Source organism: Streptomyces blattellae (assembly GCF_009709555.1).
Taxonomy (GTDB): Bacteria; Actinomycetota; Actinomycetes; order Streptomycetales; family Streptomycetaceae; genus Streptomyces; species Streptomyces blattellae.
In genome coordinates this window covers 22327-46027 of sequence record NZ_WJBG01000166.1, presented here as the reverse complement: position 1 = coordinate 46027, position 23701 = coordinate 22327, and the positions used below count along the sequence as shown (strand labels likewise).

Genomic DNA, 23701 nt, shown 5'->3' with positions numbered 1-23701 from the left:
AGTAACGGTTCCCAGGTTCTCTCAGCCAAGTCTCAGACACTTCTCTTACCCTCCTCTGACTATGGAGACGGACTGTACGAGAGATGAACTCCCGGACAACGCAGCCGCGGCCATAGCCCCGCTGCCCGCCGGGACCCGGCTGCTGCACATCGGCCCGCACAAAACGGGCACGACCTCGATCCAGGGCGCCCTGTTCGCGGCGAAGGATGCGATGCCGGAGCACGGCGTCGTCTTCCCGGCCCCTACCAGGCACCCCATGGAGGCCGTCCTGGCCGTCTGCGCCCGCCCCGGGATGCTGGGCAACGCCAAGCCCACCGAGCGGCACTGGGAACGGCTGGTCGAGCAGGTCACCGCGAGCGGCAGGCGCACCTCGGTGATCAGCAGCGAGTTCTTCGCCGACGCCCCGGACGACGAGACCATCGCCCGGGTCGTCGAGGAACTCGGCGGCGACCGGGTGCATGTGATGGTCACGCTGCGCCCGCTGGCGAAGATCATGCCCTCGCAGTGGCAGCAGTACGTGCAGAACGGCCTGCGCATGGGCTACGAGGACTGGCTCACGCACATGCTCCGCAAGGCCCCGTACGAGAAGCCCAATCCCAGCTTCTGGCGCCGGCACCGGCATGACCGGCTCGTCGAGCGCTGGGTCCGGGTGGCCGGGCCCGAGCGGGTCACCGTCGTCGTGGTCGACGACCGGGACAAAGGCGGGCTGATGCGCACCTTCGAGACGCTGCTCGGACTGCCCGCGAATCTTCTGCAGCCCGTTCCGGACACCGCGAACCGGTCACTCACCCTCGCCGAGACCGAAATGCTGCGGAATCTTAATGTGGAATTCCGCGGCAATGACCTCCCGGATGAGCTCTATTCGAAGCTCGTCCGATATGGCGCCGTGATGCACATGAAGAATACGTGCACCCCCGGCCCCGATGACGTGAAGATCAGCACCCCGCAGTGGGCCGTCGAGGCCGCCGCCGAGATCGGCGCCGAGATGGCCGGGCGGATCGGCGCCATGGGCGTCCGGGTGCTGGGGGATCCGGGGCTGCTGTCCGTCGTTCCGAAGCCGGTGACGGGGACCGAGGCGCAGCCGCGGATCGCGCCCGAGGTGGCAGCTCACGCCCTGTACGGCGCGCTGGCCGCGGCCGCCGCGGCGCCCGTCAAGCACAGCGCCCCCGCCAAGGCGCGCACCGTTCACCAGACGTCTTCCAGGGAGCTGCTGAAGGTGCTCGGGCATCGTTGCCTGAAGCGGCTGGGGAGGCGCTGAGCCGCCCGGGTGTCACGCTCCGCAATGCCGATCCCCTGTGGAGTTACTCACAGCAATTGCAAGGAGGTTCATGGAACGGACTCACCGATGACCAGGCGCGCAAGGTGAATGACAGGTTGCGCGCACATATGCAGTGGAGGTCGCTCACCTTGCACTGCGGTAACCACAAGTGGGACCATTTCCAAGTTCCCAGTCGCCTCAAGGTAGGTCACCTGTGTCACAGCACATTGCCAAGCCGCCCCGTACCACCGCAGTGATCCTGGCCGGTGGCACCGGTCAGCGGGTGGGACTCTCGATCCCCAAGCAACTGCTGAAAATCGCCGGCAAGGCAGTCATCGAACACACTCTGACCACCATTGAGAAGGCCGACTCGATCGACGACATCATCGTCCTGATGGCGCCGGGCTATGTGCCGGACATTGAGAAGATCGTCGCAAAGGCCGGATTCCGGAAGGTCTCCAGGATCATCGAGGGCGGCGCGACCCGGAACGAGACCACCGAGCGTGCCATCGAGGCGCTCGGCGAGGGCCTGGCCGAGGGCGAGGACCGTAACGTCCTCTTCCACGACGCCGTGCGCCCCCTGCTGTCGCAGCGGGTGATCGACGACTGCGTGACCGCGCTGGAGCGCTACCAGGCCGTCGACGTCGCCATCCCGTCCGCGGACACCATCATCGTGACCCGCACACACGGCGAGGACGGCGAGTTCATCACCGAGATCCCGGACCGCTCCCGGCTGCGCCGCGGCCAGACGCCCCAGGCGTTCAAGCTGTCCACGATCAGGCGGGCCTACGAGGTCGCGGCAGGCGACCCCAACTTCCAGGCCACCGACGACTGCACGGTCGTCCTGCGCTATCTGCCGGACGTGCCGATCCACGTCGTCGCGGGCGACGAGTACAACATGAAGGTCACCCAGCCCGTCGACGTGTTCATCGCCGACAAGCTGTTCCAGCTGGCCTCCACCGCCACCCCCGAGCAGTTCGGCGAGGAGGCCTACCGTGAACTGCTCAGCGGCAAGACGGTCGTCGTCTTCGGCGGCTCGTACGGCATCGGCAAGGACATCTGCGAACTCGCCCAGTCCTTCGGCGCCCGCGTCTACGCGCTGGGCCGCTCCACCACCGGCACCCACGTGGAGAACCCGGAGGAGGTCGACGACGCGCTGTCCAAGGCGTACGCCGAGACCGGGCGCATCGACTACGTCGTCAACACGGCGGGCGTGCTGCGCATCGGCAAGCTCGCCGAGACCGACAACGCCACCATCGAGGAAGCGCTGAAGGTCAACTACCTGGCCCCGGTGCAGATCGCGCGCTCCTCGTACAAGTACCTGGCCGAGACCAAGGGCCAGCTGCTGCTCTACACCTCCAGCAGCTACACCCGCGGCCGCGCCGAGTACAGCCTCTACTCCTCCACCAAGGCCGCCATGGTGAACCTCACCCAGGCCCTCTCCGACGAGTGGGCCGGCGACGGCATCCGCGTCAACTGCATCAACCCCGAGCGCACCGCCACCCCGATGCGCACCAAGGCCTTCGGCCAGGAGCCCGCGGGCTCCCTGCTCTCCTCCGAGGCCGTCGCCCGTACCTCGCTCGACGTGCTGCTGTCCGAGCTGACCGGCCATGTCATCGACGTCCGCCAGCAGGACCCGACGGCGGGCGTGGCGAAGGCCTCCGGCTTCGAGGCGGCGCTGGCCTCGGTGCTGGACCGACAGGACAGCGTGTAATAATCGGCGCCTCATAGATTTCCGGAATTCAGGCCTTTGTGGAGACCCATTTACGGGGTGTTCACAGAGGCCTGAAGCCGTACATAACAAAACCGGCATTCCCCCTCCAGGAGCAGGTTTCTCCGTGATTTCCACCGCTATTCGCGTCGCCCGGGTGGGCAGCGCGGCCGAGCTGGCCGCGGCGGCCATCATGATGCTGGGTTACCCGGCGCTCATGCTGGCCGCGCTCGTCCCGAGCGTTCCCGCCTTCGCGGCCGCGGCCGTTGTGACGTATCTGGCGGACCACTATCTGCACCGCAAGGGCAGCTATCTCGTCAACCGCCTGAGCAAGGTGCGCGCGGGTCTGTCGATCCGCTTCCTGATCCGGCAGCTCCTGCTGGTCCTGCTGCTGGCCCGGCTCGACCTCGCGGACGACCTGATCTTCTACGGTGCGGTCGCCGGCTTCATCACCTTCTACGGCCTCCAGGCCCCGCACGGCGCGCTGGTCACCCTCATCCGCAACCGCCGCCGGATGCCGGTCGCCACCCGCAATGTCGACCTGGCCTCCCGTATCCGCATCCCGGACGCCCCGCCGCGCACACTGATGCACCGCTCCGCCGAGAAGATGCTCCACCTCGACCTCGTGGCCGTCGCCGGCGTGCTCGTCTCCGCGGCCACGGAGTCGCCCGTGGCCGGCTTCATCGGCCTGGGCGTGACGCTGTTCCTGGGCTGCCTGTACGTCCTCGCGCTGGTTCCGTACGTCCGCGGCTCGAAGATCCCGCCGAACGCGGAGAAGGTGCTGGCCGCCGTCGACGACTGGCTGGGCGAGTACCGGCCGGACACGGCGCTGTACTTCTCCGGTTCCAAGGACTCCGCGTACCAGGTCAACATGTGGCTGGAGACCATGGAGCAGCTGGACTCCAAGCCGCTGATCATCCTGCGCGAGCGGGCCGTGCTGGACCGGATGGCGCCCACCACGGTCCCCGTCATCTGCGTGCCCGGAGGGGTGCACCTGATGAACATGGACCTCTCCACGGTGCACGTCACGCTGTACGCGGCGAACGTCGGCAAGAACATCCACATGCTGCGCGTCCCGACCATGAAGCACGTCTTCATCGGCCACGGCGACAGCGACAAGCTGGCCAGCGTCAACCCGTTCAGCAAGGTGTACGACGAGGTGTGGACCGCCGGGCGCGCGGGCCGCGACCGTTACGCCATCGCCGACGTCGGGGTCCGCGACGAGGACATCGTGGAGGTCGGCCGTCCGCAGCTGGCGCCGATCCAGACCTTGCAGGGCGTCCCGGACGGCCCTCGCGGCACAGCCGCCGATGGGCGCTGTCCCACGGTCCTGTACGCCCCCACCTGGGAAGGCTGGGACGACAACCCCGGCAACACCTCCCTCCTGCTCGCCGGCGAGAACATCGTCCGCACGCTGATCGCCGCCGACCCGCCGGTCCGCGTCCTGTACAAGCCGCACCCCTTCACCGGCACCCGCAGCGCCGAGGCCAAGGCCGCCCACCAGCGCATCACCGCGCTGGTCGAGAAGGCCGCCGCTGACGCCCGGGTCCCTGCGGACGCGGCCGGGCAGACCGCCGCCAAGGCCGAGCTGGCCCGCATCGAAGCCCGTATCGCGGAGCTGTCCGGCACGGGCGGCGAGAAGCGCGACGAGGCCGAAGCCACCCGTGACGGCGTGGCCGACGTGGCGAAGCACGAGGAGATCGCCCGGCTGCGCGCCGAGTGGAACGACGCCTACTGGCGCTCCTTCCCCGCCCACGAGCACCGCGTCATCGCGGGCGCCGAGCCGCGCCTGTACGACTGCTTCAACGTCTCCGACGCGATGGTCTCCGACATCTCCAGCGTGGTCTCGGACTTCATCGCCAGCGGCAAGCCGTACGCGGTCACCGACTCCGCCGAACTGGGCGAGGAGGAGTTCAAGCGGCAGAACACCGCCGTGCGCGCCGCGGTCATCCTCACCAACAGCGCCGCCGAGCTGGACAAGCTGCTGGCCGCCGTCCGCGACCCGGCCGCCGACCCGCTGGCCGCGGAGCGGAGGGAGCTGAAGCGGTATCTGCTCGGCCCGGACGAGCCGAAGTCCATCGACCAGTTCAACACCGCCGTGGCGAACCTGGCGGTGAAGGCCCAGACCCGCAACCTCGGCCAGGAGTCGCGGATCGCGGCGACGGAGGCGGAGCTGACAGGCTGACGGCTTCCGCCGCCGAAGGCCCCCGAGGAGCGATTCCTCGGGGGCCTTCTCCGTGCCCGATGAACGGACGTCGGCTGGAATTCGTATGAAGTAGGTCACTAATTCATGGTCTTGAGGCAACCGCTTCACTTGTTCGCTCATCTTCAAGGTTGCGAATAAGGCGATACGGGGGAAATGTCCCGTTGACGAGGGGGAAAACGTGACCGTGGCCCAGCCTGATGTCAGCGTGATCATCGGGGCGTACGAAGCGATGCCTTATCTGATCGAGTGCCTGGCATCCGTCGAGGCGCAGACCATCGACCCGGAGCGCATCGAGGTCATCGCGGTCGACGACGGTTCGACGGACGGCACGGGGGAGTATCTGGAGGAGTTCGCGGCCCGCGCGCCCGTGCACGTGACCGTGATCCGGCAGGACAACTCGGGCGGCCCCAGCGGCCCGCGCAACGTCGGCCTCGGCAAGGCATCCGGGCGGTACGTCTTCTTCCTCGACGCCGACGACCGGCTGGGCGCCGAGGCCCTGGAGCGGATGGTCGCGATGGCCGACCGCAACGGCACGGACGTCGTCCTCGGCAAGGTCGAGGGCATCAACCGCAAGCCGCCCGGGTCGATGTGGGGCAGGACGCTGGAGCGCACCGACGTCTACTCCTCCAATATCAAGTTCACGCTCAGCGCCCAGAAGCTGTTCCGCCGCGCGCTGCTGGACCGGCACGGCATGCGGTTCGACGAGTCCCTGTGGACCGGCGAGGACGCGCTGTTCACGATGGAGGCGTATCTGCGGGCCGACGGCGTCTCGGTGCTCGCGGACTACGTCTGCTACTACCTGGTCGGCCGCGAGGACGGCAAACACGTGACGAAGACCGGCGGTTACACCCTGCGCTTCGACTCGGCCCGCGCCCTGATGCGGCTGATCGCCGACCTGGTCCCGGCGGGACCGCGCCGTGACACGCTCATGGTCCGGCCCTTCCTGGTCACGCTGCTGCCGCAGTTCGGCCCCAAGTACCTCAAGGACAGCGAGAAGGTGCGGCAGCACAAGATGGAGCTGGCCAAGCCGATGATGGAGGCCCACTGGAACGAAGAGGTGGCCCGCCGCCTCAAGGTCGAGCAGCGGCTGCGGCTGCACCTGGTGGCCGGGCAGCGGTCCGAACTCCTCGTCGAAGTCCTGGAGTTCCTCCGGACGAAGAAGGAGGCCGCCGCCCTGCTGGAGAAGAAGGGCCGCCGCGTCTACCTCGCCTACCCCCTCTTCCGCGACCCCGCGGCCGGCATACCCGACTCCGTCTACCTCGCCGAGCCCCGCGAAGCCCGCGTCTTCCCCGGCTACCGCGAGGGCGGCGCCGACTCCTTCGCGAGGAAGGTGATCCGCCGGATCCGCCGGGTGCTGCCCGCACCGGGGGTGCGGACGGCGGCCTGACGCCGGACCGGGTCTCCGTCGCCGCACTCCGCGATGACGCCTGCCGAGGTGGTCACGTACTGGACAGACGGGCTGCGTCCGTCCCTCTTCGCGTAGATTGCTGCTACGCGCAAGGAAACGGGGGACAGGGCAGGTGGCAACCGTTAGGCAGGCCGTGAGTGAGGCCCGCAGGATCGTCGTCAAGGTGGGGTCCTCGTCGCTGACCACCGCGTCCGGCGGCCTGGACGCCGACCGGGTCGACGCGCTCGTCGACGTGCTCGCCAAGAGCCGCAGCGGAGGAGAGAAGGAGATCGTCCTGGTCTCCTCCGGTGCCATCGCGGCCGGACTCGCACCCCTGGGCCTGCGTCGCCGCCCCAAGGACCTGGCCCGGCAGCAGGCCGCCGCCAGCGTCGGCCAGGGCCTGCTCGTCGCCCGCTACACCGCCTCCTTCGCCCGCTACGGCGTCCGCGTCGGCCAGGTACTGCTGACCAGCGACGACATGAGCCGCCGCGCCCACCACCGCAACGCGCAGCGCACCCTCGACAAGCTCCTCGCGATGGGCGCCCTCCCGGTCGTCAACGAGAACGACACCGTCGCCACGGACGAGATCCGCTTCGGCGACAACGACCGCCTCGCCGCCCTGGTCGCCCACCTCGTACGGGCGGATCTGCTGGTGCTGCTCTCCGACATCGACGGCGTGTACGACGGCGACCCCAGCAGGCCGGGGACCTCGCGGATCGCGGAAGTGAGCGGTCCGTCGGACCTCGCGGGAGTCGAGATCGGCAGCGCGGGCAAGGCCGGCGTCGGCACCGGAGGCATGGTCACCAAGGTCGAGGCCGCCCGGATCGCCGCCGCCGCAGGCATCCCCGTCGTGCTCACCAGCGCCGTCCACGCCGCCGAGGCGCTGTCCGGCGGCGACACCGGCACCTGCTTCCACCCCACCGGCAAGCGGTCCGCCGACCGGCTGCTCTGGCTCCAGCACGCGTCCACCCCACAGGGTTCGCTGACCCTGGACGACGGCGCCGTGCGAGCGGTCGTCGAGCGCCGCACGTCGCTGCTGCCGGCCGGCATCGCCGCCGTCGAGGGCGAGTTCAGCGCGGGCGACCCCGTCGAACTGCGCGACACCGAGGGGCGCGCGGTGGCCCGCGGGCTCGTCAGCTTCGACGCCAAGGAGATCCCCCAGCTGCTCGGCCGCTCCACCCGGGAACTCGCCCGCGAACTGGGCCCGGCGTACGAACGTGAAGTCGTACACCGGGACGACCTGGTGCTCCTGCACCCGTAAAAGGTGACCGTTCCGCAAAACAGCCCCGCGGCGGCTTGCGGCCTGCTCAACTTTGTCTTAGAGGCCGATCCCATCGAGTCCCTTCGAGACCGGTCCCTTGGGGACCCATTCCGCACGAGCAGCGTAAGGAGGCCGTCGTGAGACGAGTGCGCCCTGGGGCGGCGGCGTCCCGCGATGGTGCCGCCTCCCGCGCGGGCGGCGAGGAGCGCGCCCTGACCAGCGTCGCGGCCGGCGACCGGTACGAGGAGCCCGAGGACGCGCCCCGCCTGTGGCATGTCACCTTGAGCGTCTCCGGCGCCGAGACCCCGCTGAAGGAGGTACGGCGCTGCCTGGAGCAGCTCGCCCACGACCATCCCTTTCTGCTGACCAGCCGCTATGCGGTCGACCACGCCGAGATCCGCTACTGGGAAGAGGCCCGCGACCTGCACGACGCCGCCGCCGTCGCCCTGCGCCTGTGGGGCGAGCACCGCCAGTCCGCGGGGCTGCCGCCCTGGGAGATCGTCGGCCTGGAGGTCATCGACCGCGAGACCTACCACCTGCGGATCGCGGAGGGGTACGGACCGCCGCCGGCGTCACCGGTCGGTGTCCACCCGTTTTAGGCCGGGTGTCTCGGGGGTTGGGATAAGCCCCGGCGTGCCTGGTGAAGCGCACTACCCTTCCCTCATGACCACGCTTTCGCCGTACGACTCGATGTCCCCGGTCACCCGGGCCGCCTACCGCGCCAAGGCCGCCGCAGCCGACCTCGCGCCGCTGCCGCGGGCCGAGAAGGACGACGCGCTGCTCGCCATGGCGGACGCGCTGGAGGTCCGTACGAGTGACGTCGTCGAGGCCAACGCCAAGGACATCGCCAAGGCACGCGAGGCCGGCACCAGCGAAGCCGTCATCGACCGGCTGACGCTGACGCCCGAGCGGGTGCGGGCGATCGCCTCCGACGTGCGGGACGTCGTGGCCCTGCCGGACCCGGTCGGCGAGGTCGTCCGCGGCTCGACCCTCCCGAACGGCATCGACCTGCGCCAGGTCCGCGTCCCGCTGGGCGTCGTCGGGATCATCTACGAGGCCCGCCCGAACGTAACCGTGGACGCCGCCGCGCTCTGCCTGAAGTCCGGGAACGCCGTGCTGCTGCGGGGCTCCGCCTCCGCGTACGAGTCGAACAGCGCGCTGGTGCGGGTGCTGCGCGACGCCGTGGGCGGCGCCGGGCTGCCCGCCGACGCCGTCCAGCTCGTGCCCGGCGAGAGCCGCGAGAGCGTACGCGAGCTGATGCGGGCGCGCGGACTGGTCGACGTACTGATCCCGCGCGGCGGCGCCTCGCTGATCCAGACGGTCGTCCAGGAATCCGTCGTCCCGGTCATCGAGACCGGCACCGGCAACTGCCACGTCTACGTCGACGCGCACGCCGACCTCGACATGGCCATCGACATCCTGATCAACTCCAAGGCGCAGCGCGTCAGCGTCTGCAACGCCGCCGAGACGCTCCTGGTCCACCAGGACATCGCGCCGAAGTTCCTGCCGCGCGCCCTGGACGCCCTCGCGGAGGCCGGGGTCACCGTGCACGCCGACGAGCGGGTGCTGGCGTGGGCGAAGGACTCCAAGGCCACGGTCGTCGAGGCAACGCCGGAGGACTGGGAGACGGAGTACCTGTCGTACGACATCGCCGCGGCGGTCGTCGACTCCCTCGACAAGGCCGTCGAGCACATCCGGCTGTGGACCTCCGGCCACACCGAGGCGATCGTGACGACCTCGCAGCAGGCCGCCCGCCGCTTCACCCAGCTGGTCGACTCCACCACGGTCGCGGTGAACGCCTCCACGCGCTTCACCGACGGCGGCCAGTTCGGCTTCGGCGCGGAGATCGGCATCTCCACGCAGAAGCTGCACGCCCGCGGCCCGATGGGGCTGCCGGAGCTGACCAGCACGAAGTACATCGTCACCGGCGACGGGCACGTACGGCGCTGACGCCGGTGCGTCACTGCGGGTGCGTCACTGCGGGTGCGTCACCGCTGGTACGTCACTCGCCACCGGACTCGCCACCGGCGCTCGGGCGCGCGGCCTGGGTATATGCGGGTGGCACGCGCCCCCGGCTCGCGCCCGTGCAGCACGAGAGGTGTCTCACAGGGCGGATGAATTTCCATACCGTCTGCCCAAATTGACCCCCCAGGTCTACTCTGGATGCGTGCCGGAGGACGTGGGGGGCACGCCGTTCCCTGACGGCTGGGAGCCCGACGACGACCACGACCGCGGGGTGTCGGACGAAGAGTTCGCCTCCGTGGTCTTCGACGAGGCCTTCATCCGGGCGGCCGTGGTGCACGAGCCGACCGCCGTCGAACGCCTCCTGGCCGCTGCCCAGGCCAGAGCCGAGGCCTCCGAGGCGGAGGCCCGCCGGGCCCACCGCAGAAGCGAGCGCTACGGCGACGGCTTCGGCCCCGACGGTCGCGGCGGTTTCGGCCATGATCCGGAGTTCGACGACCTGGACGACCCGGAATCCCCCGACGGCCGCTACGGCGCCCCGGGAAGCTACGGCAAGCAGGTCCGCTGGCACCGCCCGGTCGCGTGGCTGCTCGCCGTCCTGATGGGCATCGGCATGGTCGCGCTGGCCTTCACCGCGGTCTACCGGGGTGCGTCCTCAAACAACCGGGACCGGGTCCCGACACCTGCCTCGACCGGCCTCGAACAGGGCAGTGCGGCGGCACCCTCCGCTTCCGCCAGCTACTCCCAGCCGCCGGTCCCCGCGACCCCGCGCACGCCCTGACGCCTGCCCGCACAACTTGACGTGTACCACAGCGTTTACCTTGCCTCCCAGAGACCTACCCTGAAGATATGGGAGGGCCTTCAGACCCACCCGAGGGGACACCCGAGGGCGGCCCCGGAGGTGGCGAGGACGAGTACCGATCCGTCGTCTTCGACGAGTCGTTCGTCCGGGCTGCCCGCCTCCAGGAGTTCTCCGCGCAGGAGCGCATGGCCGACCACGCGCCCGCCGTGCGACGCCGTCCGCCGGTGCGCCATGGCCTGTCCCGACAGGCGCTGATACTGGTCCTGCTGATCGCGGTCGCCTTCAGCACCGCGGTCTACATGGGCGTACGAAACCCTTATCAGACCCCGCAGTCCCGGCAGTCTGCCGAGCCCCTGCGGATGACGGTCATCCCGCTCGCCCCGCAGGGCAAGGTGCCCGGCGCGGCCGACCCCGAAGAACTGTTCGCGCACAGCCCCGCCGCGCAGTACCGCATCGGCGCCGAGGGCATACCACTGCCCGCCACCCGGCGCACCGAGCACTTCTCGGACAGCCAGGTCGTGACGGCCCTGAACACCGCCAAGGACTACCTCGTCCGCTCCTCCCTCTACCCGGAGGTGCTCACCGGCGGACAGGTCCGCCCCGTCCGTGTCCTGGTCGCCCCGGACCAACTCGACCAGTTCGACCAGAGTTTCCGGCAGCCGACCGCCGACGGCAGGCATGCGCCGACCGGATGGCTGGTCCGCTTCGACCCGAACAAGGCCGAGCTGGCCGACGACGAGATCCGTGTCCAGGGCAGCCTGCACGCGACCGAGGCCGACTCGTCCACGCTGGAGGTCACCTCGGACCACACCTTCGTGTACGCGCTACGGCCCGCCGGCGCCGGCGAGAAGGCCGAGGCGTCCCTGTTCACCGTCCGCCGGGAGCTGCACTTCCGCTTCGACCGCGACGACCTGCGCCTCCAGCAGACCCAGCTGACCGCCTCCTACGTCCAGGCCGGGCCGGTCTCCTGCTCCGACGACTCCACCAACCAGCTGCGCCCGCTGCTGGCCGGCGAGACCGCCAAGGGCGGCGGCCCGGCCGGCACGGACCCCTACGCCACCGGCAGCGCGACGGCGCTGTGCGGAACGCTGGCGCAGAGCGCGCAGCCGAAGGTGTGACTCCGCGGCCTGGGTGGCTGCCGTTGGGTGTGATCCCGCGGTTCGGTTGGCTGTCGTTGGGTGACTCCGCGGCCCGAGCGGCTGCCGATGGGTGTGATCCCGCGGTTCGGTTGGCTGTCGTTGGTGTGGCCCCGCGGCCCGGACGGCTGCCGATGGGTGTGATCCCGCGGCTCGGTTGGCTGTCGTTGGTGTGGCCCCGCGGCTCGGTTGGCTGTCGTTGGTGTGGTCCCGCGGACCGAGCAGCTGCCGTTGGTGTGGTCCCGCGGCCCGGACGGCTGCCGATGGGTGTGATCCCGTGGCTCGATTGGCTGTCGTTGGTGTGATCCCGCCGCCCGGGCGGCTGCCGATGGTGTCCCGGCGGGTGGTGTAGCCGGTCGACGGACCGGAACGCGCAGGTCACGCCGGGCGGGCACCGCGACCGGCTGGAGCGCTCCCGGCGCCTCACCGGGCCACTTCGCCTTCCCGGGTCGACGGCGAGATCGCCGCGGAGCCGGGTGCGGGAGGCTGAAGCGAATGATCGCTTGCACCACCTCGCGGGACGCGACCCGGCTGCCCCGGTGGGGTCAGCGGCTGTCGCCGTCCGGGTCCGTGCTGTCGTCGCGCGGCGGCTGGTCCTTCGGCGTGGACTCGGCCGAGCCGCCCGCCGAGCCGGCGAAGCCGCTGAAGCCGCGGCGCACCCGGCCGCCCAGGTCCCCCGCGCCGCCGGCGAGATCGCTGACCAGCTTCATCAGCGGGTCCTTGGAGGTCTTGACCTGCGTGGCGTAGTGCGACGCCGACTCCCGGAACGAGTCCGAGACCGAGGTGTCCTTGTCCTCGCCGCGCCGCGGGTAGTGGCCGTCCATGATCCGCTGGTAGTCGCGGGACTCGGACCACTTCTTCAGCTCGGCCGCCCGTATGGTGGTGAAGGGGTGGGAGCGCGGCAGCATGTTCATGATCTTCAGTACGGAGTCGCGCAGGTCGCCGCCCGCCTCGTACTCCTCGGCCTGCTTCAGGAACGCGTCCACGTTCATCTCGTGCAGGTGGTTGCCGCCGGCCAGCTTCATCAGGCCGCGCATCGAGGCCTGGAGATCCTGGCCGACGAGCAGGCCCGCGCGGTCCGCGGACAGCTCCGATTTGCGGAACCACTCCCGCAGCGCGGTCACGATCGCCATGATCGCCAGGTTGCCCAGCGGGATCCAGGCGACCCTGAGCGCGAGGTTGGTCAGGAACAGCAGGATGGTCCGGTACACGGAGTGGCCGGACAGCGCGTGGCCCACCTCGTGCCCGATGACCGCCCGCATCTCCTCCTCGTCGAGCAGCTCGACGAGGCCGGTGGTGACGACGATGATCGGCTCGTCCATGCCGATGCACATCGCGTTCGGCTGCGGGTCCTGGTTGACGTACAGCGGCGGGACTTTCTCCAGGTCAAGGATGTAACAGGCGTCCCGCAGCATGTCGTTGAGGTGCGCGAACTGCTGGTCCGAGACGCGCACCGAGTCGGACAGGAACAGCAGCCTGAGGCTGCGCTCGGGCAGCAGACCGCTGAGCGCCTTGAAGACCGTGTCGAAACCGCTCAGCTTGCGCAGCGCCACCAGGGCGGAGCGGTCGGCCGGGTGCTCGTACGCACGCGAGGAGATTCCAGGGAAGCGCCTGCGCTGCCTGCTGGGCACGTTCTCGTGCCCGTTGTGCTCGTGGCCGTCGGACATGTCTTCCCCCATGTGCGTGTGTGTGGCCTTTGCGGACCCTTGTGCGGCCCTTTGCGTCCCCGAAGCAGTGCCCAGCCTAGGCGGATATACCGTGGACGGGCAGTACAGCGAAGGAGTCCCGTCATGGAGCACAACCCCGCGTCCGCCTGGCTCGCCGGAGCCGCGAACGCCGCAGAACAGCAAGGGGCGGGGAACCTGCTCCGGGTCGTACTGATCGTGATGGTGCTGGGCTGTGTCCTGACTGCGTGGTTCCTGCTGCGGGGGTACAAACAAGAGGACGACTGAGGCGGCCGGGAAGTTCCTCCGCCCCGCCCGCCGAGTACCAACGGCGGAGTCGGGGTGAGGCCTGCCGGGCCGCCCGCTTACCATGGGCCGACGTCTTTGTCCCGCCCACACCGGATAGGTCCTGCCGATGATGAGCTTCCACAGCACCGCAGCCCAGTTGGTCACCCTCGCCGCCGAGGGCGAGGAGCACGGCGGCAACCACGAGAGCCTCAGCCCCTATCTGACGGGCGGCGCCGCCTTCTTCATCCTGATGCTTCTGCTGTGGATCACCACCCGCTTCAACCGCGACCGCTGAAGCTGCCGGCCGGAGTCCTCAGGACGGGCCGGTAGGGTCTGCACGCATGGGAGAGCAGGACATGCCTACCGGCCCGACGAATCCGGGCAAGCGTCGCCTCGGCGTCATGGGCGGGACGTTTGACCCGATCCACCACGGTCACCTGGTGGCGGCCAGCGAGGTCGCGGCGCAGTTCCACCTGGACGAAGTGGTGTTCGTCCCCACCGGCCAGCCGTGGCAGAAGAGCCACCGCAAGGTCTCCCTGGCCGAGGACCGCTATCTGATGACGGTCATCGCGACCGCCGAGAACCCGCAGTTCTCGGTGAGCCGTATCGACATCGACCGCGGCGGGCCGACGTACACCGTCGACACCCTGCGCGACCTGCGCGCCCTCAACCCCGACACGGACCTCTTCTTCATCACGGGCGCCGACGCCCTCGCCCAGCTCCTCACCTGGCGGGACACGGCGGAACTGTTCTCCCTCGCGCATTTCATCGGGGTCACCCGCCCCGGCCACCATCTGACCGACGCCGGCCTTCCGGAAGGCGGTGTTTCGCTCGTCGAGGTTCCCGCTTTGGCCATCTCGTCCACCGATTGCCGTGCGAGAGTCGCCAAGGGGGACCCCATCTGGTACATGGTGCCGGACGGAGTCGTGCGCTACATCGACAAGCGCGAGCTGTATCGCGGCGAGTGAGCCGAGAGGGGCACCGGTGAACGACCGATACGACGCGGGGTACCCCGGCGATCACGGCGACCAGTACGAAGTCGTCGGCTACGACGAGTATGGCCGGCCGGTGTACCGGCAGGTCCCGGCCCAGCAGCTCCCGCACCAGCAGTCGTACGACCCGTACGCACAGCAACAGCAGCAGCAAGGCGGTCGGCAGGGCTACGGCTACGACCCGTACAGCACGGGCCAGCAGCCGCCGGTGCCCTCCTACGACCCGTACGACACGGCCTCGCAGCAACCGGTTCCTCCCTATGACACCGGTTCCCAGCAACCGGTTTCGCCGTACGACCCCTACAACGCCTACGACACCGGTCAGCAGGCGCCCGCCGCCTCTTCCTTCGACGCCTTCGGCAACCGCGGCCGAGGGGGCGCCGGCACCGCCACGCCGTACGACCCCTACGGCCAGGCCGCGACCAGCGGCCGGCAGCCGCGCGTCGAGCAGCGCACCGCCGAGCAGCGCACCGCCGAGCAGACCGCCTACATCCCGCAGCAGGCCGGTCCGGCCGAGCACGAGGCCGCGGCGCAGCCCGAACGGGAGTACCACACCGAGCAGTTCGCGTTCGTCGAGGAGCCCGACGCCGACTCCGAGGACGTCATCGACTGGCTGGCGTTCACCGAGAACCGCACCGAGCGCCGTGAGGAGGCCCGGCGCCGCGCCCGCAGCCGGGTCGTCGCCCTGGTCGTCGCCCTCGCGCTGACCGCGGTCGGCGGGGTCGGCTATCTCTGGTACGCGGGCCAACTGCCCGGCCTGTCCTCGTCGGACGACTCGGAGGCCGGCTCGGCGACACCCGTGGGCGCCCAGAAGCGGGACGTGATCGTCGTCCATCTGCACGACACCAAGCAGGGCGGCACCGCCACGGCGCTGCTCGTCGACAACACCACCACCAAGCAGGGCACCACCGTCCTGCTGCCCAACTCCCTGGGCATGACCGACGACGACGGCACCACGACCACCCTCGCCAAGTCCGTCGAGGACGACGGCTCCTCCGGAACGCGCGAGGCCCTCGACACCGTCCTCGGCACCCAGATCCAGGGCACCTGGCGGCTGGACACCCCGTATCTGCAGAACCTGGTGGACCTGGTCGGCAACATCGATGTCACCACCGACACCGACGTGCCCGACCCCGACGCCGAGAAGAAGGGCACCGCGCCCCTGGTGAGCAAGGGCGAGGACCAGACCCTCAGCGGCAAGATGGCCGTCGCCTACGCCACCTACCGCGCGTCCGGCGAGGACCAGAACGCCCAGCTGGAGCGGTTCGGGCAGGTCATGCAGGCCGTGCTGCGCAAGCTGTCCTCCGACCCGGCGGCGGCCACGACCACCGTGCAGACGCTGGCGCAGATCCTCGACCCGTCGCTGACCGACGACGACCTGGGCGCCTTCCTCGCCAAGCTCGCCGACCTCGCCAAGGGCGGCGACTACAGGACGGCGCTGCTGCCCGTCCAGACCGACGGCACACTCAGCGCGCAGGCGAGCGACGGCGTGGTCAAGGACGTCCTCGGCGGCACCGCGAAGAGCCCCGACAAGGATGCCGCCGTCCGCGTGTCCGTGCAGAACGCCAGCGGCGTCAAGGACAACACCGAGCAGGCCCGCGTCGTGCTCCTCAACGGCGGCTTCACCTTCCTGGAGGGCGGCACGCCGGCCGGCGCCCAGGCGGCCTCCAAGGTCACCTACGCCGATGCCGCCGACAAGGAGAACGCCACCGAGGTCGCCAAGACGCTGGGCCTGCCCACCAGCGCCGTCACCAAGGGCGAGGCGTCCTCGAACGCGGACGTGTCGGTGGTGCTCGGCCAGGACTACGAGCCGGCCTCGTCCTGAGCCCCGCGGCGAACGACCGGGAGTGATCTCCTAATCACCCGGGGTGCCGTCGGCGGTCGTGAGACCCTTGATGTCAAGTGACCGCCGACCGAAAGCCACGTAGTGACCGCCACTGACCGTTCTCTTGAGCTCATCAGCACCGCCGCCCAGGCAGCGGCCGACAAGCTCGCACACGACATCATCGCCTACGACGTCAGCGACGTGCTGTCGATCACGGACGCCTTCCTGCTGGCCTCCGCGCCCAACGACCGCCAGGTCAAGTCGATCGTCGACGAGATCGAGGAGCGGCTGAACAAGGAACTCGACGCCAAGCCGGTGCGCCGGGAGGGCGACCGCGAGGCCCGCTGGGTCCTGCTCGACTACGTCGACATCGTCGTGCACGTCCAGCACAGCGAGGAGCGTGTCTTCTACGCCCTGGAGCGGCTGTGGAAGGACTGCCCCGAACTGGAGCTGCCCGCCGACGCCAAGGCCACCCGCGGCAAGGCCGCCGAGCACGCCAAGCTGCAGGCCGAGGAGGACGCCGCCGAGTTCGGAGAGCTGCGGTGAGCGCGCCCGCCGGCGCGAGGCCGGGCCGGGGCCGCCGCGTCATCCTGTGGCGGCACGGCCAGACCGCGTGGAACGTGGAGCGCCGTTTCCAGGGCACCACCGACGTCGCCCTGACCGACGCCGGCCTCGCCCAGGCCCGCCGCGCCGCCCGGCTGCTGGCCTCCCTGAAGCCCGACGCGATCGTCGCCTCGGACCTGAAGCGGGCCGCCCACACGGCCGCCGAGCTCTCCGGGCTCACTGGCCTGGAGGTGGCTCACGACGAGGGGCTGCGCGAGACCTACGCGGGCGTCTGGCAGGGGCTGACGCACGAGGAGATCATCGCCCGGCACGGCGAGGAGTACGCCGCGTGGAAGCGCGGTGAGCCGGTCCGCCGCGGCGGCGGCGAGCTGGAGACGGAGGTCGCCGACCGCGCCGCCCCCGTCGTGCTCCGGCACGCCGAGAAGCTGCCCGACGACGGCACGCTCGTGGTGGTCAGCCACGGCGGCACGATCCGCACCACCATAGGCCGTCTCCTCGGCCTGGAGGCCCGCCACTGGGAGAGCCTCGGCGGCCTGTCCAACTGCTGCTGGTCCGTCCTCGGTGAGGGCGCCCGCGGATGGCGGCTGCTCGAACACAACGCGGGGACGCTTCCGGAGCCGGTGCTCGGCGACGACGACTGAGCGCTGCGCGGCCCGTGACCCGGATTTCACTTTCCGGCAGGTCGCAGGCTACAGTTCTTCTTGTTCGCCCGCCGAACGGGGCGAGACATTATGCGGCTCCGCCGCGTGGTGCAAGGGGCTATAGCTCAGTTGGTAGAGCGCCTGCATGGCATGCAGGAGGTCAGGAGTTCAATTCTCCTTAGCTCCACAGGAGGACTGTTCTTGAGATCTATCAGGAGTGGTTCACGAGATCCCGTCCGATCGAGTCGATCTGGCGGGATCTTGCAGTTTTCGGGGGTGGTTCGGAGGTCGGCCGGGGCTGAGGGGCGGTTCCGGGGCTTGCGGATCGGGCCTTCCGGGGGTGGCCGATGCCGTGGAGCGCGCGGTGGTGTGGCTGCGGGACTGGGGAAGTCTCGTGGCGGCGGTTAGTGTGGCTGTTCACTTGCGGGTCATCGGGGTGTCCCGGGTGGGAGACGTCCGATCGGCCGGGCTGCGGAACGGTCCGGTGGGGCGGGCGGGAGTTCCGCGAAGGCGGCCTGGGGCAGGTGCTCGCCGTGGGTCGTCTGGCAGTAGACGTCCAGGATGAGCAGGTTCGCGATGGTCACCATGAGTGCGGCCAGCAGGGTCTGGGCGACGCGGCCGTGGGCGAGCCGGTTCTTTGGCTGGGAGATGTCGATGTGGTGGCCCTTGAGGATCCCGTTGATTCCCTCGTTCTGGGCCCTGACGACCTTGAAGGTGTCGGTCCAGGTGTCGGTGAGGTAGGGCAGGTCCTGGCGGAACTTGTCCATGGTGCCCAGGTCGCCGGGGTGGATCGTGATCGAGTGCTGGCGGCAGATGTCCGGCAGGGAACCGGCCGCGAGGGGCGGGATGGTCACGGTGGGGCGGGCCGCCGGGTGCGCCTGTGTCTGTCGCGGGTCGGTGAGATCGATGGTGCGTGGCGGGGTGCGGGCAGGTGGCCTGCGCGGGCAGTTGACGGTGGGCGAGGTGCCGGTGGCAGGGCAGGCGAGCCGGATGGCCCCGCCCTCGTCGGGGCCCTGTTTGAGGTGGAGGAAGTACGGCTTCCGGTTGTTGATCTGTGTCTTGGTGAGGTCATCCGGCTGGCGGGCGGTTTTGTCGTCGAGCCGGTGGGTGGCGTTCGCGAGTGCGGGTGGGATGAAGGGGCAGGTGAGGGTGCCGTCGATCATGACGGCGCCGCGGTGGCTGCCCTGGATGCCGCGCTGGTCCTGCTTGTAGTCCAGGACGAGCCGGTAGCCGAGCGCGCGGGCGGGCAGGGCGAAGGTCTCGGGGCGGGTGTCGGTGTAGAGGCGGTCGACGGCGAGCGTCCCGACGGGGAGTTGGAGCCTGGTCAGGGGTGTGAGCAGGGTGATCGCGTTGGGGCCGGTGCGGACACCGGGGTAGTCGACGACCAGGCCGAGTGCGATCTGCGCGACGCGCCCCGAGTGGGGGCGGGAGGCGGCCGCGAGAGCGAGGTGCCCGCTCAGGCCGAAGGTGGGTTCGCTGGAGCCGCCGGAAAAGTGCCAGCCCGCGGTGAGGTCGACGGAGGCCATGTTGCGCTTGGTGCTGGGCGGCTTGTGCCAGGAGGCCAGGGCGGTGGCGTCGATGCCGACGTCGCCTCGCCAGTGCTTCAGTGCCCCGCAGCGGCGGGCGATCCGGATCGTGTTGGTGATCAGGGCGGTGCAGATCTGCTGCAGCACGGCCCTCCTGCGCATGTGTTCGGGATCATCGTCTTCCCAGGCCGCCGCGAAGGTGGCGGCCTCATCCAGAGGCAGGCGGCGTCGGCGGTCGCAGCGGGCCGGGTCCAGTGCGGTGGTGACGCGGTCGAAGGCCCGGTAGACGCGGCGGGAGAGGGCCAGTCGGGCCCGGGGGTCGGCGGTTTCGCCGGGCTCGATGCCGAGGCGGCCTTGGGCGGTGGGCGAGAGGCTGAAGGTGAGGATGCGCCAGGCTTCGGCCAGGGTGGCCTTGCCGGTGTAGTGGACGGACAGCAGCAGTCCGGTCAGCACTGTCCGGGGCGCAAGGCCGACAGGGCCGGGCCGCCCGGACAGTTCGCCGTTGATCAGGTCGAGGGCGCCGGAGCGGTCCAGCAACGTGGCCAGCTGGAAGACCTTCGAGTCCGGGATGCGGGCCGGGGCGTCGGTCACCGGCCGTGGCCGGCTGGAGCGGCCGGCCGGATGGTCTGGCGGCGGGGCCCTCACCGCTGGCCTCGCAGCAGCCGGGCCGTCTCGCGGTCGCTGAGCGGGGGCACGAAGTGCTGGTAGCGGGCGAGGGAGGCGGTCGAGGCGAGCCCGGCCGCGGCCGCGATCACTCCGGGGTCGATGCGGCGGCGCATCAGGGAGACGATCCAAGAAGCCCGCAGGCGGCGGGCGTTCAGCTTCGGCAGGGGTGTCTCGGGCTGGTGCTGGTGGGTCCAGGAGGCGATCAGGTTGTCCGGCGGCGGGTCCTTGTGGCCGGGGCGGAACAGGAAGTCGTCCCCGGCCTGTCCGGTGAGCTCGGCGAGAATCTCTTCCCAGCCGGCGTGGGCCACCAGGAGCCGTCCGAGCACCGCGGCGTCGAGTACGCAGGCGCCGGAGCGGGTGCGGCGGATGTCCGTCCCGCGCAGGCGGGCGATTTCCCCCGGTGCGAGTCCCATCCCGTCCGCGAGCGCCATCAGGGCCAGCGCATCCGACCGCGCCCGGGGGCGAAGCTGCCGGGCCCAGGACCGCAAGGCGGCGATCTCTTCGTCCTCGTAGGGAGACGCGGGCGCCGGCGGAGCGGACAACTTCAGCCCCTCCTGCCCGCCATCGTCGAAGACCAGTACCTCTCTCACGCGCCGCAGCCAGGTGCGGTAGGTGCGCAGGGTGCCAGGCTTCAGGCCCGCGCAGCCGGTCAGCACGAACGCGTCGACCGTCTCGTTCTTCAGCCAGGCGGCCGGCTCACGGGCAACCCCCCGCCCCTCCGCCCAGAGCGCCAGCCGGGCGACAACGTGCAGCAGGTCCACAACCGCGTAAGGGACACGCTCGACGGTCGCCGTGACCACCGCCTTCACCAGCGGCCCCACCTCAACCCAGCAGGCGGGAGCCTCCCGCGGGGTGTACGCGTCGATGACCGAAGACGTCGCCAGGTCGAGTGCCATGGACCACGAGTAGTGGCAGGACAACCTGCCGCCCAAGTCGCGTGCGACGTCAACAGACAGGAGCGTGGAAGCATGGTCGGAGGCAGCGCGCGCTCCCGCGCGCCCAGGGAATGCGCCAGCGACCCGGAAGCCTGGCCCCACGCGGTCGTCGACGACGTCGCCGCAGCAGTCGTCCAGACCATCGCCCGCCGCCTCGCCGACGCTCTGCGCGAACGCGGTCTGAGCCGCCGCGGTGCCGCTGACCTGCTGGGGGTCAACAGGCAGACCATCGCCGACGTGATCGAGGGCCGCTGCTGGCCCGATGTCGCCACGATCGCCCGCCTGGAGACGGGCCTGAACACCCCGCTGTGGCCGCCGCTTGCGCGCCGGTAACGGTGCAGACATGCCGCCAAAGCCCTCCCGGCCCGGCCAACAGACTGCAATTCCCGCAGGCCAGAGCCCAGTTACGGCCCGGCGAACCCAACACGGCGCAACAGCACTAACCTGTCGGACGCGCGAGCCTCTTCTTCATGGTTCAGGGCGCTCACGCAACCCCAGGCGCCGCCGGGACGGCCATCCCGACGGCGCCGCCTCACGCGTCCCCGCCCGCCGCCTCCACGACCGCACCCGCCGACGCCGGATCCCCGACCCCGGGCGCGATCGCGAACAGCCCCACCTGGTCCTCGGTCAGCCAGCCCTGCTTGACCAGCCGCTTCAGCCTCACCCGCATCCCTTCCACCGGCCGGTGCTCCGTTCCCGCGCCGACCGCCTCGCAGATTTCCCTCGACCGCAGCGGCCGTCCCGCCGACGCCAGCGCGAGCACCACGTCCTCACTCGCCCCGGCCAGCACCTCGCCGTCCCCCCGCGTCACCGGCGCCGAGACCACGGCTTGCGGCCTCCTGGCCGCGGCCACCGCCACCGGCGGCAGCCCGGACGCCGGCTCCCCACCGCCGGCGTCGTCCTCGGCCAGCAGCTCGGTCACCGCCTCCTCAGCAACCGCCCACCGCGACAGCTTCGCTTCCTCGGCGGCGAGCTCCTTTTCCAGCGCGGCGATCCGCGAGCGCAGGTCCTCCACCCTCGCCCGCGACTGTGACGCCCTCGCCCTCAGCCTCTCCAGCAGCGATGTCATCAGCCGCCCCCTTCACCCCAAGGCCGACGCCCGCCAACTCGCAGACAAGGGAGCCAAGTTGGCGGCACTCCCCTCACGCTGTAGGAGGTGATCATGGAGTGGGGCAGGCCGGACCCGCACATCCCGCGCCCGTGATCACCGACTCCATACTTCTCGGATGGACACACCAAGGGCCTCCTGGCGTATCACCACGCACGACTGGGCGAGCACCGTCGACCTCGACCACCTTGAACACATCCGCCAAAACCTAGCCGTATTCGCCCCCGGCGGCCTCCGGCACCTGGTTCTCGAAGTCGTCGCCTATGCGGCGGACGAGGCCGAGTGCAGCAACAGCGGACACTGCCGCATCACGCTCCACTCCGACGGCTCCGTAACCATCGCCGACGACGGACGGGGCACCGACACACGCCTCGACGAACACGGCCAGGTCGTAAAGAAGCCGGTCATGGCGACGAAGGACCTCCGCTTCTTCGACCACCCCGACGCACCACCACTGCCCGACACCCACCCCCGCCGGGGCATGTCCGTCGTCGCCGCACTCAGCACGTGGCTCGTCCATACCAACCGCCGACGCAACGGATCCTGGACCCAGCGATACGAACACGGCATCCCCACCACCGACCTGGAACCGATCACCGACGACGGCACGACCGGGACCGCCGTCCATTTCCTCCCCGACGAGCCCCTGCGTGCGGCTCACGACTTGACGGCCGACGACCTGGCACGACTCGCCGCGGCATGGCCACAGCTCTCCTTCGAAATCGACCACTGGCGCACGGCTTGAGTCATCCCCCGCAGCCACCACCGCGCCCAACCCTCTGCCGCCGGGTAACGACCTACTCCGCAACGGGCAACGCAACCCTTCCAAACACCCTGATAAAGCCCACTCAAGAACAGCCCACAGTCTCCTTAGCTCCACAGGATGAAGATCCCGTCCCCTTGGGGGCGGGATCTTTTTGTTCACGACCGGCTTGAGTGAGTTGGGCCCCGGAGGCGTATACCTCTAAGGAGACGCCGTCGGGGTGCGGGTTCGCGCTGGCCGGGGCGGCCACGGCGACCGCCGTGTCCGGACTGGTACTGAGGCGTCGCTGACCGTATCGGTCCGGCCGTGGCAGAATCAAACGGCCGGAAGGGGGCGCGGCCCGACGGGAGGGAGCCAGTGATGCCTGCGAGCATCCGCGAGGCGGTCGGTGACCACCTCGACGCAGCGTTGACACGGGACACGGTGACCCGGCTCAGCTGCCCTTCCTGCGGTTCCGTCCATGTGGCCCAGGTCCTCGGCGACAACGGCGGAATTTCCTACGTGTGCACGGCCTGCGGCCACAGCTGGAGCTGATCGATGGGTGCACACAGGCGAAAGTGCGACTGGTGCGGCAGCGGGACGCCGATCGTCCGCGACATGGAGCCGGTCAACCCCGACTACCAGTACTGGTGCGAGGAATGCGCGCGGGCGCTGATCATAAAAGGCGACCCCATCGAGACGTACCGTGAGCTGGAGGGCGAGCCGATCTACGGCCGTCTTCTGGAGGAGCACTGCACGCTCAAGCGGTTCTATTCGTTCGTCACCGCCTGACGCCGCCGGCCTGACGCCGGACGGGCCCCTGGGACACCTGGTCCGACGGAAACGATTTGGTGTTGCACCCGGTGGACCGTGTAATGTTGGCGTCGCCGCCGGGGAAACCGGCAGCACACGCAAGGGGCTATAGCTCAGTTGGTAGAGCGCCTGCATGGCATGCAGGAGGTCAGGAGTTCAATTCTCCTTAGCTCCACAGGAATTGAGGGCGGGCCATCCGATCGGATGGCCCGCT

General features: G+C 70.0%; 23 protein-coding genes and 2 tRNA genes. 21 read left to right on the top strand and 4 right to left on the bottom strand.

Features of this window, described 5'->3' with window-relative positions; genetic code table 11:
- The first annotated feature begins 61 nt into the window (after window positions 1-61).
- From GFH49_RS21100 to GFH49_RS21060, 9 genes are all read left to right on the top strand, one after another.
- Window positions 62-1258 carry a hypothetical protein gene (locus GFH49_RS21100; protein ID WP_155057654.1) on the top strand — a complete coding sequence of 399 codons (1197 nt, stop codon included), beginning with the start codon at window positions 62-64 and terminating at the stop codon, window positions 1256-1258.
- Between the two features lie 214 nt (window positions 1259-1472).
- A complete protein-coding gene (locus tag GFH49_RS21095; protein WP_155057653.1) occupies window positions 1473-2972 on the top strand; it encodes a bifunctional cytidylyltransferase/SDR family oxidoreductase in 1500 nt (499 codons plus the stop codon).
- Between the two features lie 124 nt (window positions 2973-3096).
- The gene (locus GFH49_RS21090; protein WP_408055932.1) at window positions 3097-5154 is read left to right on the top strand and encodes a hypothetical protein; all 2058 of its coding nucleotides are present in this window, start codon (window positions 3097-3099) and stop codon (window positions 5152-5154) included.
- 199 nt (window positions 5155-5353) lie between these two features.
- The gene (locus GFH49_RS21085) at window positions 5354-6562 is read left to right on the top strand and encodes a glycosyltransferase family 2 protein (protein WP_155057652.1); all 1209 of its coding nucleotides are present in this window, start codon (window positions 5354-5356) and stop codon (window positions 6560-6562) included.
- Between the two features lie 154 nt (window positions 6563-6716).
- Complete coding sequence (gene proB, locus GFH49_RS21080) at window positions 6717-7823, top strand: glutamate 5-kinase (RefSeq protein ID WP_155057651.1); 1107 nt, start codon at window positions 6717-6719, stop codon at window positions 7821-7823.
- A 146-nt stretch (window positions 7824-7969) separates the two neighbouring features.
- Window positions 7970-8422 (top strand): DUF8830 family protein, encoded by a 453-nt coding sequence (locus GFH49_RS21075; RefSeq protein ID WP_155057660.1) that lies wholly within the window; start codon window positions 7970-7972, stop codon window positions 8420-8422.
- Window positions 8423-8486: 64 nt separating this feature from the next.
- The gene (locus GFH49_RS21070) at window positions 8487-9773 is read left to right on the top strand and encodes a glutamate-5-semialdehyde dehydrogenase (protein WP_155057650.1); all 1287 of its coding nucleotides are present in this window, start codon (window positions 8487-8489) and stop codon (window positions 9771-9773) included.
- A gap of 217 nt (window positions 9774-9990) precedes the next feature.
- A complete protein-coding gene (locus tag GFH49_RS21065; RefSeq protein ID WP_408055931.1) occupies window positions 9991-10566 on the top strand; it encodes an SCO2584 family spore wall biosynthesis protein in 576 nt (191 codons plus the stop codon).
- Window positions 10567-10634: 68 nt separating this feature from the next.
- Entirely contained in the window at window positions 10635-11705 is a 1071-nt protein-coding gene (locus GFH49_RS21060; protein ID WP_155057648.1) for an SCO2583 family membrane protein, read from the top strand.
- A gap of 563 nt (window positions 11706-12268) precedes the next feature.
- Here GFH49_RS21060 and GFH49_RS21055 read toward each other — a convergent pair.
- Entirely contained in the window at window positions 12269-13402 is a 1134-nt protein-coding gene (locus GFH49_RS21055; protein ID WP_408055930.1) for a M48 family metallopeptidase, read from the bottom strand.
- A 111-nt stretch (window positions 13403-13513) separates the two neighbouring features.
- On the opposite strand from GFH49_RS21055, the gene GFH49_RS21050 reads away from it, so the two are divergent.
- The 7 genes from GFH49_RS21050 (at window position 13514) to GFH49_RS21020 (ending at window position 17884) form a co-directional block, all read left to right on the top strand.
- The gene (locus tag GFH49_RS21050) at window positions 13514-13675 is read left to right on the top strand and encodes a hypothetical protein (protein WP_155057647.1); all 162 of its coding nucleotides are present in this window, start codon (window positions 13514-13516) and stop codon (window positions 13673-13675) included.
- A gap of 127 nt (window positions 13676-13802) precedes the next feature.
- Window positions 13803-13970, top strand: a complete 168-nt coding sequence (locus GFH49_RS21045) for a hypothetical protein (protein WP_155057646.1) — start codon at window positions 13803-13805, stop codon at window positions 13968-13970.
- Window positions 13971-14016: 46 nt separating this feature from the next.
- Window positions 14017-14643, top strand: coding sequence for a nicotinate-nucleotide adenylyltransferase (gene nadD / locus GFH49_RS21040; RefSeq protein WP_155057645.1), 627 nt, complete (start codon window positions 14017-14019; stop codon window positions 14641-14643).
- Between the two features lie 16 nt (window positions 14644-14659).
- Window positions 14660-16492 carry an LCP family protein gene (locus tag GFH49_RS21035; RefSeq protein WP_155057644.1) on the top strand — a complete coding sequence of 611 codons (1833 nt, stop codon included), beginning with the start codon at window positions 14660-14662 and terminating at the stop codon, window positions 16490-16492.
- Window positions 16493-16594: 102 nt separating this feature from the next.
- The gene (rsfS, locus tag GFH49_RS21030) at window positions 16595-17038 is read left to right on the top strand and encodes a ribosome silencing factor (RefSeq protein WP_155057643.1); all 444 of its coding nucleotides are present in this window, start codon (window positions 16595-16597) and stop codon (window positions 17036-17038) included.
- Complete coding sequence (locus GFH49_RS21025) at window positions 17035-17697, top strand: histidine phosphatase family protein (protein ID WP_155057642.1); 663 nt, start codon at window positions 17035-17037, stop codon at window positions 17695-17697. The genes rsfS and GFH49_RS21025 overlap by 4 nt, the downstream gene beginning before the upstream one ends.
- A 114-nt stretch (window positions 17698-17811) precedes the next feature.
- A tRNA-Ala gene (locus tag GFH49_RS21020) sits at window positions 17812-17884 on the top strand.
- 241 nt (window positions 17885-18125) lie between these two features.
- Here GFH49_RS21020 and GFH49_RS21015 read toward each other — a convergent pair.
- Window positions 18126-19814 carry a hypothetical protein gene (locus GFH49_RS21015; RefSeq protein ID WP_155057641.1) on the bottom strand — a complete coding sequence of 563 codons (1689 nt, stop codon included), beginning with the start codon at window positions 19812-19814 and terminating at the stop codon, window positions 18126-18128.
- A gap of 50 nt (window positions 19815-19864) precedes the next feature.
- Window positions 19865-20785 carry a hypothetical protein gene (locus GFH49_RS21010; protein WP_155057640.1) on the bottom strand — a complete coding sequence of 307 codons (921 nt, stop codon included), beginning with the start codon at window positions 20783-20785 and terminating at the stop codon, window positions 19865-19867.
- Between the two features lie 72 nt (window positions 20786-20857).
- Between GFH49_RS21010 and GFH49_RS21005 the strand changes: the two genes are divergently transcribed.
- A complete protein-coding gene (locus GFH49_RS21005) occupies window positions 20858-21157 on the top strand; it encodes a helix-turn-helix transcriptional regulator (protein WP_155057639.1) in 300 nt (99 codons plus the stop codon).
- Window positions 21158-21356: 199 nt separating this feature from the next.
- On the opposite strand, the gene GFH49_RS21000 is transcribed toward GFH49_RS21005, so the two are convergent.
- Entirely contained in the window at window positions 21357-21893 is a 537-nt protein-coding gene (locus tag GFH49_RS21000) for a hypothetical protein (RefSeq protein ID WP_155057638.1), read from the bottom strand.
- Window positions 21894-22050: 157 nt separating this feature from the next.
- Between GFH49_RS21000 and GFH49_RS20995 the strand changes: the two genes are divergently transcribed.
- From GFH49_RS20995 to GFH49_RS20985, 4 genes are all read left to right on the top strand, one after another.
- Complete coding sequence (locus GFH49_RS20995; RefSeq protein ID WP_155057637.1) at window positions 22051-22677, top strand: DNA topoisomerase subunit B; 627 nt, start codon at window positions 22051-22053, stop codon at window positions 22675-22677.
- 378 nt (window positions 22678-23055) lie between these two features.
- Window positions 23056-23229 carry a hypothetical protein gene (locus GFH49_RS39435; protein WP_196218072.1) on the top strand — a complete coding sequence of 58 codons (174 nt, stop codon included), beginning with the start codon at window positions 23056-23058 and terminating at the stop codon, window positions 23227-23229.
- A 3-nt stretch (window positions 23230-23232) separates the two neighbouring features.
- Complete coding sequence (locus GFH49_RS20990; RefSeq protein ID WP_003976229.1) at window positions 23233-23466, top strand: hypothetical protein; 234 nt, start codon at window positions 23233-23235, stop codon at window positions 23464-23466.
- Window positions 23467-23589: 123 nt separating this feature from the next.
- Window positions 23590-23662 (top strand) — tRNA-Ala (locus tag GFH49_RS20985).
- The last annotated feature ends 39 nt before the right edge of the window (window positions 23663-23701 follow it).

Excerpts from the sequence above, each read along its gene's own strand:
- GFH49_RS21005 (WP_155057639.1), top strand. The coding sequence starts at position 20,858 with ATGGTCGGAGGCAGCGCGCGCTCCCGCGCGCCCAGGGAATGCGCCAGC.
- GFH49_RS21050 (WP_155057647.1), top strand. The coding sequence starts at position 13,514 with ATGGAGCACAACCCCGCGTCCGCCTGGCTCGCCGGAGCCGCGAACGCC.
- GFH49_RS21045 (WP_155057646.1), top strand. The coding sequence starts at position 13,803 with ATGATGAGCTTCCACAGCACCGCAGCCCAGTTGGTCACCCTCGCCGCC.
- GFH49_RS20995 (WP_155057637.1), top strand. The coding sequence starts at position 22,051 with ATGGACACACCAAGGGCCTCCTGGCGTATCACCACGCACGACTGGGCG.
- GFH49_RS21055 (WP_408055930.1), bottom strand. The coding sequence starts at position 13,402 with ATGGGGGAAGACATGTCCGACGGCCACGAGCACAACGGGCACGAGAAC.
- GFH49_RS39435 (WP_196218072.1), top strand. The coding sequence starts at position 23,056 with ATGCCTGCGAGCATCCGCGAGGCGGTCGGTGACCACCTCGACGCAGCG.
- GFH49_RS21060 (WP_155057648.1), top strand. The coding sequence starts at position 10,635 with ATGGGAGGGCCTTCAGACCCACCCGAGGGGACACCCGAGGGCGGCCCC.
- GFH49_RS21000 (WP_155057638.1), bottom strand. The coding sequence starts at position 21,893 with ATGACATCGCTGCTGGAGAGGCTGAGGGCGAGGGCGTCACAGTCGCGG.
- GFH49_RS21100 (WP_155057654.1), top strand. The coding sequence starts at position 62 with ATGGAGACGGACTGTACGAGAGATGAACTCCCGGACAACGCAGCCGCG.
- GFH49_RS20990 (WP_003976229.1), top strand. The coding sequence starts at position 23,233 with ATGGGTGCACACAGGCGAAAGTGCGACTGGTGCGGCAGCGGGACGCCG.
- GFH49_RS21070 (WP_155057650.1), top strand. The coding sequence starts at position 8,487 with ATGACCACGCTTTCGCCGTACGACTCGATGTCCCCGGTCACCCGGGCC.
- nadD (WP_155057645.1), top strand. The coding sequence starts at position 14,017 with ATGGGAGAGCAGGACATGCCTACCGGCCCGACGAATCCGGGCAAGCGT.
- GFH49_RS21010 (WP_155057640.1), bottom strand. The coding sequence starts at position 20,785 with ATGGCACTCGACCTGGCGACGTCTTCGGTCATCGACGCGTACACCCCG.